Source organism: Haloterrigena alkaliphila (genome assembly GCF_017352155.2).
Taxonomy (GTDB): Archaea; Halobacteriota; Halobacteria; order Halobacteriales; family Natrialbaceae; genus Haloterrigena; species Haloterrigena alkaliphila.
In genome coordinates this window covers 689723-702959 of record NZ_CP071462.1, presented here as the reverse complement: position 1 = coordinate 702959, position 13237 = coordinate 689723, and the positions used below count along the sequence as shown (strand labels likewise).

Sequence of the window (13237 nt, the reverse complement as noted above, 5' to 3'; positions counted from 1 at the left end):
ACCACGGCCGTCGAAAGCGGTCGATCCCCGAACCAGTTTCGATCCTCTTGTTTCTATGATATTTTGGCGGAGTTCGCTATCTCCAGTGAACGCCGGGTCACAACTCGTCTCGCTCTGGAACGCGAACAGCCGGATTTGTCGATCCGGAACGAGCTAACCATACATCTCACGTTTAAGTAATGAATATGTGTATACCATGAATTATAGAAAGACAATATAAGATGAATGTATATCTCAAAATATGGTCTCCGAAGGCAATCATTCGACGAGTAGTGGTGATGAAATCGATGACGAACACGCGGTTACGGCGTCGAACAGCGACGCAGCACACGGTCGATCCGGACTCGAATCGCGATTCGAGCGGCGCTCCGTCCTCAAGTTGCTCGGTGTGAGCGCAATCCCGTTCATCGCAGGAACCGCCTCGGCATCGGAGACGAACGGGTACGGGACAGGGAGCTACGGAATCGGTGCGTACGGGGGCGAAACCGGCAGCGAAACCGATACTGGAACTGACAGCGAAACCGACGGTACCGATACGTCCGAGCCGTCGCTCGAGAACACGATTCGGTTCGACGGGATCGGGACGTCGGACGTGAGCGAGTACGAGTTCACCGTCACCGGCACCGTGGAGAAATCGCGCGATGGAGGCGCATCGATCAACGAAGAGGATACGATCGACGGCAATCGCGTTACCGGATCCCTCACCGGATGGCGGGACGCGTTCCGGTTCAGTGGCGACTTGGACACGCTCACTGTCACCGGACAAGCACGCGTATACGTCAACGGCAATCGAGTCGATCCCGCCGATTACGGTGGCGAGCAGTCGCAAGTGGTGACGATCGTCGGCAACGGAACCTATTCGGAATACCAACTCACGTCGGACGGGTCGGTCGAAGTAATCGAAGGCGACGATGTGACGGTCGCCTCCGAAGGCCGTGCCGAAGGCTCGATCGAACGTGGCGTTCACCGACTCCGATTGACAGGAGAGTTGGTCGATTTCACGTTCCTCGAGGGCGGCACGCAGGTCTATCTCGAGAATCAACGGATCGATCCTGCCGATTACAGCGGTGACGTGACGCTTCCGCACGTGATCGTGTTCGATGGAACCGACGCGTCGGGGCCCACTAATTACTCGTTCACGGTCGACGGCCGCGTGAGTCAGTCCGAGTATCTCGGCGCGACGATCGACGAATCGGATTCGCTCGACGGCGCAACCGTCACCGGTGTCGTCGGCGTCGGGGAGCGAGACGCGTACCGATTCGACGGATCGATCGTCGATTTCTCGTCGGCCGGTGAGGCGAACGTCAACGTCGAATACGATGCATCGCTCTGAGTCGACGACCCTATCGACCCGAACTATCGGATGAACTGAGAGCCGAGTAAACCGAATCGGAAACGGATCGGCGGTGAGTGTCTGCGGGCTCTATTTATCGTCGCTCTCTATCTGTACTGCTAAGCGGGGTCGACGGGTTACTGTCATCCGATTTCGACCGCTATCGAACGCGAACGACGGTGCTGTGCTCGAACTGGCGTCCCGACGATGCCGCCGAGAGGAACGATGGCATCGATACAGTTACGAATCGATCGTCAGTTGTCGTCACCGAAGGGAAGCACGTCGTCGAAGAGCCCGGTGAGTCGCTCGAGGATTCCCTCGCCGGGACTGTCGTTCTCTTCGCCGGGATCCGAGGGGGTGTCGTTGTCGCCCCCGTCGGACTCGGTACCGTCGTCTTCGTCGTTGCTCTCCGGAGACTCGTCGTCTCCATCGCTCCCGTTACTCTCGTTTGCTTCGTCGTCCCCGTTACTCTCGTTGCCCTCGTTCGCTTCGTCTTCCGACTCGGTTTCGTTCTCGTCATCCGCCCCGTCCTCGAGTTCCTCCTCGGTTCCGTTGAGATCGTCTTCCGAGTCGTCGCTCGAGTTCTCGCCGTCGTCGGATTCGTTCGTCTCACCGTCGGATTCGTTCGCCTCGCCTTCGGATTCGTTCGCCTCGCCTTCGGATTCGTTCGTCCCGTCTTCACTTGCTTCGTCCGAGTGTGCCTCGCTGTTCGTCTCCTCGATGTCGACCGATTCCGCCTCCTCGTCGTCGTCCGCCGAGTCACCGATCGAGAGGCCCGGACCGGCGGCCACGACCGTCAGTCCGAACGCGACGAGGACGACCGCCACGGTCACGAAGACTGCCGCGGTCGAAACGCCCCCCTGCTGGTCGCCGCGCTGACCACTATCTGCCATTGTACGTGGCCGTTCCGTTTCGAGGAGTTTTGTTACGCACACCAATTTTCACCATGGGTCGCGGTAGCACAGTATCGCGATTCGACGCCTTCGTCCGCGTCGTCACGACCGGCGGAAACCGCCCGAAAGCTTCCGATTCTGGGGGCCTGTACGATCGGGTTAACCGTGTCGCGCGAACCGACGGCGTTTCACGCTGCCGCAGGCTCCCGGAACGGCGCTCGCGGGCCCCGTTGCCGCCGCCGAAACCCGAAACGACTACCGCCTCGAGCCGTCATTCCCGTCCATGGGCAGCTACGAGATCGAACGCTACCTCAACATCCGAAGCGCCTACGGGACGTCGTTCGGTCCCGACGGAGACCGCCTCTCGTTCCTGATGAACACGACCGGGACGCCGCAGGTCTGGACGCTCGAGGACCCCCGCGGGTGGCCAGAGCAGCGGACCTTCTACGACGAACGGGTGAGCTTCGCCTCGTGGTCGCCCGAACGGTCGGAACTGATCTTCGGGATGGACGAGGGCGGCAACGAACGCGCCCAGCTATTCAAACTCGAGGCCGAGACCGGCGAGATCGAGAACCTGACCGCGATGCCCGACGTCAAACACCGCTGGGGCGGCTGGAGCCACGACGGCGAGCGGTTCGCGTTCGCCTCGAATCGCCGCGACGAGTCGGTTTTCGACATCTACGTGCAGGATCGGGACGTACGCGGGGACGACGCGGAACTCGTCTACGAGGGCGACGGCTGGCTCTCGCTGTCGGGCTGGTGCCCCGACGACTCCCGACTGCTGGTCTCGCAGGCCTACTCCAACTTCGATCAGGACCTCTACGTGCTGGATCTCGAGGCCGACGAGCCCGAACTCGAGCACCTCACGCCCCACGAGGGCGACGTCCGGTATCAGAGTGCGAGCTGGGCGCCCGATGGCGAAGGCGTATATCTCGTGACGGACGAGGGCGACGCGGACACGCTCTATCTCGCGTATCTCGACCTGGAAACCCGAGAACTCGAGACCGTCGCCGACGGGGACGAGTGGAACGTCGGCGGCATCGCGCTGGACGACGAGACCGGTCGCTTCGTCTACTCCCGGAACACGGAGGGCTACACCGACCTGACGGTCGGCGAGTTCGACCCCAAGAATCCCACCGAGTTCGAGACGTTCCCCGAACCCGACCTCCCCGGCGGCATCTCCGGGGGCGTGAGCTTCGACCCCGACGCCGAGCGCTTCGCGCTGTCGACGACCGGGGACACGGTCAACACGAACGTCTTCGTGGTCGATATCGAGACCGGCGAGGCCGAGCAGTGGACGAGCGCGCCCACGGCGGGAATTCCCTCGGCATCGTTCGGCGACTCGGATCTCGTTCACGTCGAGAGTTTCGACGGGCTCGAGGTTCCCGGATTCTTCACGCTTCCCGACGCCGCCGACGAATACGGCGAGGACGGAACGACCGGGATCGAGAGCGGAGACGGCGTCCCCGTCATCGTCGACATCCACGGCGGTCCGGAGAGCCAGCGGCGGCCGTCGTTCTCGAGCGTCAAGCAGTACTTCCTCGACCGGGGGTACGCCTACTTCGAGCCCAACGTCCGGGGCTCGGCGGGGTACGGCGCCGACTACGCCGCCCTCGACGACGTCGAGAAGCGGATGGACTCGGTCGCGGACATCGAGGCCTGCGTGGAGTGGCTGCGAGACCATCCCGCGGTCGACCCCGACCGGATCGCCGCCAAGGGCGGCTCCTACGGCGGCTTCATGGTGCTGGCCGCGCTGACCGAGTACCCCGACCTCTGGGCGGCCGGGATCGACGTCGTCGGTATCGCCAACTTCGTCACCTTCCTCGAAAACACGGGCGACTGGCGCCGCGAACTCCGCGAGGCCGAGTACGGCAGTCTGGCGGAGGACCGCGAGTTCCTCGAGGAGATCTCGCCGACGAACAACATCGAGAACATCGAGGCGCCGCTGTTCGTCCTCCACGGCGCGAACGACCCGCGCGTCCCCGTCGGCGAGGCCGAGCAGATCGCCGAGAAGGCCGAGGCGCAGGGCGTCCCCGTCCGCAAACTGATCTTCGAGGACGAAGGGCACGGCTTCTCGAAACTCGAGAACCGCATCGAAGCCTACTCCGCGATCGCCGACTTCCTCGACGAGCACGTCTGAGCGGCCACCGGTCTCGATCTCAGACTGGAACGAATCTCAAAGAGTATACATAATCGGGTAGTGATGTCCCGGGTATGACCGCCATCCAGACGACCGGTCTCACCAAGCGATACGGTGAGACGGTGCTCGCCGTCGACGACCTCGATTTCACCGTCGAGGACGGGGAAGTGTTCGGCTTCCTCGGCCCGAACGGGGCCGGGAAGTCGACGACGATCAACCTGCTCCTCGATTTCGTTCGGCCGACCGCGGGGAGCGCGACGGTGCTCGGCCTCGACGCGCAGGCGGACGGCGACGAGATCCGCCACCGGATCGGCGTCCTCCCCGAGGGGGCGAGCGTTTACGACCGACTCACCGCGCGCGAACATCTCCAGTGGGTCATCGACACGAAGGGCGCCGATGACGACCCGGATTCCGTCCTCGAGCGGGTCGGGCTCGCCGGCGACGGCGACCGACCGGCCGGCGACTACTCGAAGGGGATGACGCAACGACTGGGCTTCGGCATGGCCTTGGTCGGTGATCCCGATATCCTGATCCTCGACGAGCCGTCCTCCGGGCTGGACCCCGCAGGGATGCAGGAAATGCGCGATATCATCCGGCAAGAGGCCGAACGGGGTACCACGGTCTTCTTCTCGAGTCACATCCTCGGCGAGGTGGAGGCTGTCTGTGACCGCATCGGCATCATGTCCGAGGGGCGGCTGGTCGCGACCGGCACCATCGACGACCTCCAGGGCGAACTGGACCTCGGCGCGCCGATCACGCTCGAGGTCGAGACCGTCCCCGATGACCTCGGCCTCGAGCGCCTCGAGGGCGTCCGCTCGGTTAGCGTCGACGGCAGGGCGATCACGGCGATGTGCGCCGAGCCGGCGGTCAAGGTCGACGTGGTACAACGCGTCGCGTCGGTGACGACCGTCCGCGACATCGTTTCCGAGGACGTCTCGCTCGAACAACTGTTCAACACCTACACGAAGGGGAAGCGGGACGAGGACGTCACCGCGGAGGTGTCGGCATGAGTACGCTGGACGTCGCGAAGAAGGACTTCCTCGACGTTCGCCGGGCCAAGATCGTCTGGTTCGTCGGCGCGCTGTACGTCCTCTTCATGGCGATGCTCGTGTACTTCGGTCAGAACGGCAGTCAGGAGCCGAACATCCTGAACGCGCTCTGGAACCTGACCGCCGTCGGCGCTATGTTCATCCCCCTGATCGCGCTCGTGACGGCGTATCTCGCCATCGCGGGCGAGCGCGAGTCCGGCTCGATCAAGTACATGCTGTCGATACCGAACACGCGGCGTGACGTCGTTCTCGGCAAGTTCCTGACCCGGACGTCCGTCGTCGCCGTCTCGATCGTCGTCGCGTTCCTGCTCGGCGGGGGGCTCACCCTCGCGTGGTATCCCGACCCCGAGATGGACGCGTTCGCGATCATGACGGCGCTGACGGTCGTGTACGCGCTGACCTACGTCGCCGTCGCGATCGGCATCTCCGCCGCGACCGACTCCCGGTCGCGCGCGATGGGCGGATCGATCGCCTTCTTCTTCGTCACGAGCGTGTTGAACGTGTTCGGCCCGCTCCAGTTCGCCATCGACTACGTGGCCAACGATCTCGCGGGACTCGAGATCTCGATGTACCAGATCGCCTTCGTCCAGTCGCTGGTCAGCCCGACGGCGGCGTACGTCAACTCGACCGCACTCGCGTTCCCCGAGGGGTTCAACACCATCCCGCCGGACCTCCCCTGGTTCCTGCAGGGCGAGACGATGCTCGTCGTGCTGGTCGGCTGGCTCGTCGTGCCCCTCGCGCTGGGCATCTGGCAGTTCGAGCGGGCGGATCTGAGCTGACGCGACGGTGAGCCTCGGAGGCGTCTCGGTTCGTTCCCGCCTCGCGCTCACGCCACGCCGTCGGTCAGGAGATGACGCGCGTTTTCGTCGCGACCTCGCGCGCGGCCCGCTCGTTCATCCCGTCGCCCAGAATGGTGTAGCGATCGCGGATCGCGTGACAGGTCGTCAGCGCCTCGAGAACCGTCTCGTCGTCGATGCCGAGTTCGTCGGCGGTCGTCGGCGCGTCGATGCTGTTCAGCGCGTCTCGAATGTCGCGCCAGATGCCGTCCTCGCCGCCGTGGAGGTAGGCGGTCATGATCGAGCCGACGCCGACCTGATGGCCGTGCAGCGCCGCGCCGGGCGCCAGCCGATCCAGTTGATGCGAGAAGAGGTGCTCGGCGCCGCTGGCGGGCCGCGAGGAGTCCGCGATGCTCATCGCGACGCCCGAGGACATCAGCGCCTTGCTGACGACCCAGGCCGACTCCTCGAGTCCCGGTCGAATGAGGTCGGCGTTGTCGACGAGAATCTCGGCGGTCATCTCCGAGAGCGAGGCGGCGTACTCGGAGTACTCGACGTCTTTGAGCCGCTTTGCGAGTCGCCAGTCCATCACCGCGGTGTAGTTGGAGATGATGTCGGCACAGCCGGCGGTCGTCAACTCCCAGGGCGCCTGGGCCAGCACTTCGGTGTCGGCGACGACCGCGAGCGGCGGCTTGGCCGCGACGCTGTGGCGGGTGTCGCCGTCCGGGACGGAGCCGCGATTACTGATGACGCCGTCGTGGCTCGCCGCCGTCGGAACGGAGAGAAAACCCATCTCGAGGTGGTGACTGGCCATCTTGGCGATATCGATGGCCTTGCCGCCGCCGATGCCGACCAGATAGGAGACCTCCTCGGCCTCGGCGGTCTCGATCACCTCCTCGACGGCCTCGAACGTCGCTTCCTCGACCGTGACGACGGCGGGGTCGACGCCGGCGGCCTCGAAATCGGCGGCGATCGGGTCGGCGGCGACTTCCTTCGGCGTCGGACTGGTCACGAACAGCGGTCGTCCCTGCAGGTGCAGATCGTCGACGACGTCGACGACCCGGTCGATGACGCCGTGACCGACGACGACGTTTCGCGGCAGACGAATCCACGTCGACTTTTCGAACATACGCACCCTGACTCACCCGCGGGCTATGTGTTTTTCCTGTCGTATCGAGCCGAACGGCATCGCGAGCCACACGGCTCGGCCAGTCAGAACGTGTCCAGAATCCCTAGCACGCGCTCCTCGGCCTCCCGATCGGGGCCGCGCTCGCTCCCGTCGCGGTCGCTCTCGAGGTGAGCGGCGACCGAGCGGGCCATCGCCTCCTCGAGCGGCGTCGACTCCCAGCCCAGCGCGGCGAGTTTCGCCGTCGAGAGGACGTGCGGGTATCCCCGGTAGAGCGGGAAGTCGTCGAGTTCGATGCCGCCGGCCTCGAGTTCGCGCGTGCCGGCGTGGACGATCTCGATGTCGGTCTCGAATTCGTCTGCAATCAGTTCCACCATCTCTCCGAGCGTCACCAGTCGTCGATCCCCCACGTTGTACGCCTCGCCGGCCTCGCCGCGTTCGGCGACGATCCGCAGGGCGCTGGCCACGTCCTCGACGTACGCGCGGTGCCAGACGTTCGTCCCGTCGCCGGGGACGACGACGCGGTCGAACCGGTTCACGCGGTCGATCCACCAGTCGAGGCGCTCGGTGTAGTCGTGGGGACCGTAGACGACGCAGGGGCGAACGCTCGTCGCGTTGACTCCCTGCTCGGCCGCGGCGAAGACCGCGCGGTCGCCCTCCGCCTTGCGGTTCCCGTAGGTCTCCATCGAGTCGTCGGTCGCCTGCTCGGCCGTACAGGGCTCGAGGGGCGTCTCGCCCTCTCGTTTGGGAATCTCCTCGCGCCCGTAGGCCGCGCCGCTGGAGACGTAGACGTAGGCTTCGCAGTCCGCGAAGATTCCGGTGGCCGCGCGGACGTCCTTCGGGTGGTAGGCCACGCAGTCGAAGACGGCGTCGGGGTCGACCGTGGCCGCGGCCGCCTCGAGGGCCGAGTCGTTCGTCCGGTCGCCCTCCACGCGGTCGACGCGGTCGTCGTCCGCGAAGGGGTTCTCGCGGGTCCCGCGATTCAGTATCGTCACGTCGTACGAGTGCTCCAGCAACTCCTCGACGAGGTGGCGACCGATGAAGCGCGTCCCGCCGATCACGAGTGCGCTGTCCATACCCGTTCGTCGTCGCTCCCGGGGAAAACCCTGGCGAAGCGGGCGGTGACGGGCGTCCCCGAACGCCCCCGGTTCCAATCTTGGCGGGTACACGTTCGATTAGCTGACGTACTCTCCGTATGAAAACTCACTCGGAGGGCAAACTGGTTCTTTTGGCCCCTCTCTCGTATCCCCCTTCGAGTATGTCTTCGCAACAGCGGGCCGAGCGATCGGCCGACTATCCGCTCGAGTGCGATCACTGCCACTATCCGATTCCCGGCGACCCCCAGGAGACCGACGACGGCCAGTTCTGTTCGACCGCCTGTCTCGAAGCCGACGGCGACGATGACGCCGTGCCTGATCCGAACGCCTACAAGCGCATCGTCACCGGCATCGAACCGATCGACTCGCTGATCCCTAACGGCGTGCCCGCCGACTCGTTCGTCGCCGTCTCGGGCGAGGCGGGAACCCGCCGGAGCGAACTGCTGACCGAACTCGTCTGGCGGGGGATCGAACGCGGCGAGCCGGCCGTGCTCGTCACCGCCACCACGCCGCCGACGGCGGTCCTCGAGCGCTTCTTCGAGAACGGCTGGAACGTCCTCCCGGCGCTCGAGGACGATCGGCTCCGCCTCGTCGACTGTTTCACCCACCGGCTCGCCGACCGCGACGCCTTCCGCGAGCGTCGCGGCGAGTGGATCGAGTTCGTCGGCGAGGCCGCGGCCGACGCCATCGTTCCGATCGAGGACCCGGCCGATATCGAACCGATTCTGCGGGAATGCAACGCGGCGCTCGACGACCTCGAGATGACCGAGACCGGGCTGGTGGCGATCGATTCGCTGGGCGAACTCGCTCGGGGCCTCGAGACGGATCACATCCACGAGTTCGTCGCGGAGACCCGGGCGACGGTCTGCAAGGCACGGTACGTCCCCATCGTGGCGGGGTGGCCGGCCGGCGACGAGGGCGCGACGATGGACGAGTCCGTCTTCGACGGCATCGTCGATCTGCGGCTGGCCGACCACCTCGAGCCCGAGACCCGGCTTCGACAGCTCGGCGTCCGGAAGCTGACCGGCGCTCGCTACCTCCCACAGTGGATTACCTACGAGTACGAACCCGCCCGCGGGCTCTTCGCGTCCGTCGTGGACAGCGCAACCGGTCGAGCAAGCAACGGCTCGCCGACGCCGCGCGGCGCCCAGCAGCGGCGCTAACGTACCGCCACCGCGCACTCCTCGCGGCGCCTGCACGCGAACTCACGCTCTCCTTTTATCCGCTCGGGCAGTCGAACTCCCGGTGCCGAAGCCGCCGGATCCGCGCGATACTGACCGGCGGCGTACGGTACGGACGGCCCGCACCGGGGCGAGTGACCACCGAACGACCGAGTTTCCAACAGCCATGAACGACCGACACGACCGCGACCGACCGCGAGATCGGCGTACCGACCGCTCGAGTGACGCCGAGCGAGGCGATCAGCACCGGGAGACGGCGGGACGAGGCGACCGCGAGGACGACCGCGGCTGGCTCCACGGCCTGTACAGCCGCGGCGGAAGCGGCGAAGGGACGGCGAACAGCCGGTCTCGAGGCGGATCCGAGGAGTGGCACAGCGCTGAAGCGGAGATCCGCGGCACCGCCGGCGAACCCGACTGGGGTCGCAGTTCCGCGGGTGGTGACGGCCAGCAGGATCGACGCGAGGCGACCGGACGCGGCGGAACCGATCGCGGTCGACCTGACCGCCAGCAGACGGGTGGCCAGCAAAACCACCAACAGATGGGCGGGCAACAAAACCGCCAACAGATGGGCGGACAGCGCGGTCGTCACGAGACGGGCGGTCAGGGTCGACAGGACCGTCAGCAACTGAGTGGCCAGCAGGGCGGCAGGCAACCGACGAATCGCGGCGGTCAACAGGGACAGCGCGGCGGGCGCCAGCAGCGCGATCGACAGAGCGACTTCGAAACCGACGCGATTCGAGAATCCAACCTCCAGTTCGGCGGCGAAGCCAGACACGAGCGCGAACAGTACCAGCCACAGGGCGGCTACCAGGAACAGCAGGATCAGCGTAGTCAGCGCCAGCAGGTGGGCGAGCAGCACGGTCGTCACGAGATGGGCGGTCAGCAGGACCGCCAGCAGATGGGGAGTCAGCGGGGTAATCAGCAGCGTCGGCAGCAGGGCCGCCAGCAGATGGGCGGGCAACAAAATCGCCAACAGATGGGCGGTCGACAGTCCACCCCGCAACGCACGAACCGCGACGGGCAGCAGCGTCGACGCGGCGGCGGCCAGCAGTCCGGCCAGCAAAGCGGCTTCGAGACCGACGCGATTCGGGAATCGAATCTCGAGTACGGTGGTGAAGCCCGCCACGAGCGACAGCAGGGCGGTCAGCGGGGTCGCCAGCAGATGAGCGGTCGACAGAATCAGCAGCAGATGGGCGGTCAGCAGGGCTATCGCGGCGGTCCCCAACAAGGTGGTCAGCAGGGCCGCCAGCAGATGGGCGGGCAACAGGATCGCCGGCAAACGGGCGGCCAGCAGCGCGGTCAGCGGGGCCAGCAGCCGCCACAGCGAGACCCGCAGGAGTACGACCAGCGCGGCCAGCAGGGCCAGGGCCGCGAACGAGCGGGGGAGTACCAACGCCACGGCGGTAAGGAGCAGTCCCGTCGCGAACGACAGCAGAGCCCCGCCAGCCAGTTCGAACCCGACGTGACCGACCAGGCGAACCTCGAGTACGGCGGCGAGTCCCGTCACGCTCGAGGCGCCGAGGGAACACAGTTCCGCGACGATCAGCGCGGTTGGCGCGGCGGCGAGCAGCAGGGTCACGAGCAGTACCAGCAACGCGGCCAGCAGGGACAGCGGGGGCAGCAGCGCCAACGACGACAACAGGGAGATCGATCGCAACCCCAGCAGAACCAACAGCGAGGCCAGCAGGGACAGCAACGCGGCCAACGGACCGGGTCCGACCGCCGGATCAACGACCGAACGCCCCGCCGCACGACGGAGATGCAGGACCAACAGGGCCAGCAGGATCGACGGAGCCGCGGCTACAGCGACCAGCAGCGGGACTTGCCCCGTCATGGCGGTCAGGGTCAGGACTACTCCCCGCAGGGCGGCAGCCAGCGGGGCTTCCAGCGCGGCCAGGAACGTCGCCAAGAGTCCCGCGAGAGCGGGGCGGAATTCGGCCAGCAGAGTCAGGGCCAGCGGGGCCAGCAGTACGAGGACCAGCAGGGGCGCCCTCAGGCCGGCGAGCGCGCACAGCAGAGCGGTGGCAGTGGCCAGGGCGGGGGAGGTGGCCAGGGCGAAACCGGCTCCACGCCCGATCAGCACCGATCAGAGAACCGGTCCGGCGGCGACCTCGAGCACCAGCAGCACGGGCAGCGCGCCGAGAGCGGCCACTGGACCGAGGACCCGGATTTCGGCCGCGAGTACGAGAGCCCCAACGATCGCGAGTCCCGGCGCGCGGACTCCCGCGGCTCGCCGGGCCGGACCCGCGACCGGAACCGCCAGCGCGACCAGCCCACCACGACGGACCGCGTTGGCCCGTCCAGTCAGGGGCTCCCCGGCGGCGGCGAGGAGCGCCAGCAGACCCAGCAGGACGACGGTGACATGAGTAACCGCCGGCACGTCCACGAGAACGATCCGACAGCCGACGACGAGGAGCGCGGCGGCGGCCGTCCCCGGGACCGCTGACGGCCCGGTTCCGTCTCCCTCCGTCTCGAGTCGACGCGATCGACGAAACTCACCCGGTTTTTGGCGTGAGACCCCCGACGTCCGGATATGAGTCAGAGCGGTACCTACGTCCTCGTCGTCGACCTCCGGCGAGCGACGACGCTCGAGGTCGGTGCGCTGGGCGAGCGCGAGTTCGACGCGGGAACCTACGCCTACGTCGGGAGCGCCTTCGGTCCCGGCGGTTTCTCCCGCGTCGACCGGCACCGCGAGCTCGCCCGCGGCGAGCGCGACACCCGCCACTGGCATATCGACTACGTGCTCGGACACCCTGAGACGACTCTCGAGGCCGCGATCACGTTCCCCGACGCCGATCGGGAGTGCGAACTGGCGGCGTCGCTGCCCGGCGACCCGGTGGACGGCTTCGGGGCCTCGGACTGTGATTGCTCGGGGCACCTGCTCGCCGCGCCGGACCGGTCGGCGGTTCGCGACGCGGCCGTTGCCGAAGGCGGTCGGCTCGATTCGGAGTGAGTGGCCGATCGCCGACCGCGACGGCGAACCGTCACCACGATTATGTCCGTCCCTGTTGAGTGGTACCTATGAGCAACGACGCGACCGACGGCGGAACCGAACCGGTACTGCACGACGACGCGATGGGACGATTTCCGGTTCCCGACCTCGAGGACCTCCCCGAGGATCTCAGCGAGCGCATCGCAGAAGAGACCGAGCGGGCGGGATTCACGCCGAACGTCTTCGCGGCGATGGCGTACAAGCCCTCGCACTTCCGCGCGTTCTTCGACTATCACGACGCGCTCGTCGAGGATACGGCCCTCGAACGCGAGGAGATTGAGATGATCGTCGTCGCCGTCTCCGGCGTCAACCACTGCTACTACTGCAACGTCGCCCACGGCGCGCTCGTGCGGATCTACGCCGAGGATCCGCAACTGGCCGACCAACTGATCGCGAACTACCGAACCGCCGATATCAACGACGCCCACCGCACGATGCTCGACGTCGCCGTGACGCTGACCGAGCGACCGACCGAGGTCGAGCGAGACGACCTCGAGGCGCTGCGCGAGGCCGGGTTCAGCGAGGAAGCGCTCTGGGACATCGCATCCGTGACCGCGTTCTACAACCTGAGCAATCGGCTGGCGATGTTCGCCGAGATGCGGCCGAACGACGAGTTTCACACGCTGGGTCGTTCGTAAGGTGAAAAAAGA

Annotated in this window: 12 protein-coding genes; 8 read left to right on the top strand and 4 right to left on the bottom strand. The window is 66.3% G+C overall.

The features are described 5' to 3' along the window. Positions 1 to 388: 388 nt before the first annotated feature. Positions 389 to 1333 carry a hypothetical protein gene (locus J0X25_RS22240; protein WP_207289680.1) on the top strand — a complete coding sequence of 315 codons (945 nt, stop codon included), beginning with the start codon at positions 389 to 391 and terminating at the stop codon, positions 1331 to 1333. Between the two features lie 254 nt (positions 1334 to 1587). On the opposite strand, the gene J0X25_RS22235 is transcribed toward J0X25_RS22240, so the two are convergent. Further along, on the bottom strand, positions 1588 to 2226 hold the full coding sequence (locus J0X25_RS22235; RefSeq protein ID WP_207289679.1) for a hypothetical protein: 639 nt from the start codon (positions 2224 to 2226) through the stop codon (positions 1588 to 1590). 283 nt (positions 2227 to 2509) lie between these two features. Here J0X25_RS22235 and J0X25_RS22230 point away from each other — a divergent pair, with 283 nt between their 5' ends. The 3 genes from J0X25_RS22230 to J0X25_RS22220 all read left to right on the top strand — a co-directional run bounded on the left by J0X25_RS22230 (position 2510) and on the right by J0X25_RS22220 (position 6194). Next, the gene (locus J0X25_RS22230) at positions 2510 to 4366 is read left to right on the top strand and encodes a S9 family peptidase (RefSeq protein WP_207289677.1); all 1857 of its coding nucleotides are present in this window, start codon (positions 2510 to 2512) and stop codon (positions 4364 to 4366) included. A gap of 74 nt (positions 4367 to 4440) precedes the next feature. Then, complete coding sequence (locus J0X25_RS22225) at positions 4441 to 5376, top strand: ABC transporter ATP-binding protein (RefSeq protein ID WP_207289675.1); 936 nt, start codon at positions 4441 to 4443, stop codon at positions 5374 to 5376. Continuing rightward, positions 5373 to 6194, top strand: a complete 822-nt coding sequence (locus J0X25_RS22220) for an ABC transporter permease (RefSeq protein ID WP_207289673.1) — start codon at positions 5373 to 5375, stop codon at positions 6192 to 6194. Before J0X25_RS22225 ends, J0X25_RS22220 begins: the two co-directional genes overlap by 4 nt. Before the next feature lie 64 nt (positions 6195 to 6258). Here J0X25_RS22220 and J0X25_RS22215 read toward each other — a convergent pair whose 3' ends face one another. Beyond that, on the bottom strand, positions 6259 to 7320 hold the full coding sequence (locus tag J0X25_RS22215) for an NAD(P)-dependent glycerol-1-phosphate dehydrogenase (RefSeq protein WP_207289671.1): 1062 nt from the start codon (positions 7318 to 7320) through the stop codon (positions 6259 to 6261). A gap of 83 nt (positions 7321 to 7403) precedes the next feature. Continuing rightward, entirely contained in the window at positions 7404 to 8393 is a 990-nt protein-coding gene (locus J0X25_RS22210; protein ID WP_207289669.1) for an NAD-dependent epimerase/dehydratase family protein, read from the bottom strand. A 182-nt stretch (positions 8394 to 8575) separates the two neighbouring features. On the opposite strand from J0X25_RS22210, the gene J0X25_RS22205 reads away from it, so the two are divergent. Next, positions 8576 to 9577: an RAD55 family ATPase gene (locus J0X25_RS22205; protein ID WP_207289667.1), complete on the top strand. Its 1002-nt coding sequence runs from the start codon at positions 8576 to 8578 to the stop codon at positions 9575 to 9577. 55 nt (positions 9578 to 9632) lie between these two features. On the opposite strand, the gene J0X25_RS22200 is transcribed toward J0X25_RS22205, so the two are convergent. Then, positions 9633 to 11366, bottom strand: a complete 1734-nt coding sequence (locus J0X25_RS22200) for a hypothetical protein (protein ID WP_226776988.1) — start codon at positions 11364 to 11366, stop codon at positions 9633 to 9635. Between J0X25_RS22200 and J0X25_RS22195 the strand changes: the two genes are divergently transcribed. From J0X25_RS22195 to J0X25_RS22185, 3 genes are all read left to right on the top strand, one after another. Continuing rightward, the gene (locus J0X25_RS22195) at positions 11355 to 12041 is read left to right on the top strand and encodes a hypothetical protein (RefSeq protein WP_207289664.1); all 687 of its coding nucleotides are present in this window, start codon (positions 11355 to 11357) and stop codon (positions 12039 to 12041) included. The genes J0X25_RS22200 and J0X25_RS22195 overlap by 12 nt on opposite strands. An 87-nt stretch (positions 12042 to 12128) precedes the next feature. Further along, positions 12129 to 12548, top strand: coding sequence for a GIY-YIG nuclease family protein (locus J0X25_RS22190; RefSeq protein ID WP_207289662.1), 420 nt, complete (start codon positions 12129 to 12131; stop codon positions 12546 to 12548). A gap of 68 nt (positions 12549 to 12616) precedes the next feature. Then, positions 12617 to 13225, top strand: a complete 609-nt coding sequence (locus tag J0X25_RS22185; protein ID WP_207289660.1) for a peroxidase-related enzyme — start codon at positions 12617 to 12619, stop codon at positions 13223 to 13225. Positions 13226 to 13237: the final 12 nt, after the last annotated feature.

What these genes read in the sequence shown, in the direction of transcription:
- J0X25_RS22235 (WP_207289679.1), bottom strand. Translation starts at nt 2,226, where the DNA reads ATGGCAGATAGTGGTCAGCGCGGCGACCAGCAGGGGGGCGTTTCGACC.
- J0X25_RS22230 (WP_207289677.1), top strand. Translation starts at nt 2,510, where the DNA reads ATGGGCAGCTACGAGATCGAACGCTACCTCAACATCCGAAGCGCCTAC.
- J0X25_RS22225 (WP_207289675.1), top strand. Translation starts at nt 4,441, where the DNA reads ATGACCGCCATCCAGACGACCGGTCTCACCAAGCGATACGGTGAGACG.
- J0X25_RS22220 (WP_207289673.1), top strand. Translation starts at nt 5,373, where the DNA reads ATGAGTACGCTGGACGTCGCGAAGAAGGACTTCCTCGACGTTCGCCGG.
- J0X25_RS22215 (WP_207289671.1), bottom strand. Translation starts at nt 7,320, where the DNA reads ATGTTCGAAAAGTCGACGTGGATTCGTCTGCCGCGAAACGTCGTCGTC.
- J0X25_RS22210 (WP_207289669.1), bottom strand. Translation starts at nt 8,393, where the DNA reads ATGGACAGCGCACTCGTGATCGGCGGGACGCGCTTCATCGGTCGCCAC.
- J0X25_RS22205 (WP_207289667.1), top strand. Translation starts at nt 8,576, where the DNA reads ATGTCTTCGCAACAGCGGGCCGAGCGATCGGCCGACTATCCGCTCGAG.
- J0X25_RS22195 (WP_207289664.1), top strand. Translation starts at nt 11,355, where the DNA reads ATGCAGGACCAACAGGGCCAGCAGGATCGACGGAGCCGCGGCTACAGC.
- J0X25_RS22190 (WP_207289662.1), top strand. Translation starts at nt 12,129, where the DNA reads ATGAGTCAGAGCGGTACCTACGTCCTCGTCGTCGACCTCCGGCGAGCG.
- J0X25_RS22185 (WP_207289660.1), top strand. Translation starts at nt 12,617, where the DNA reads ATGAGCAACGACGCGACCGACGGCGGAACCGAACCGGTACTGCACGAC.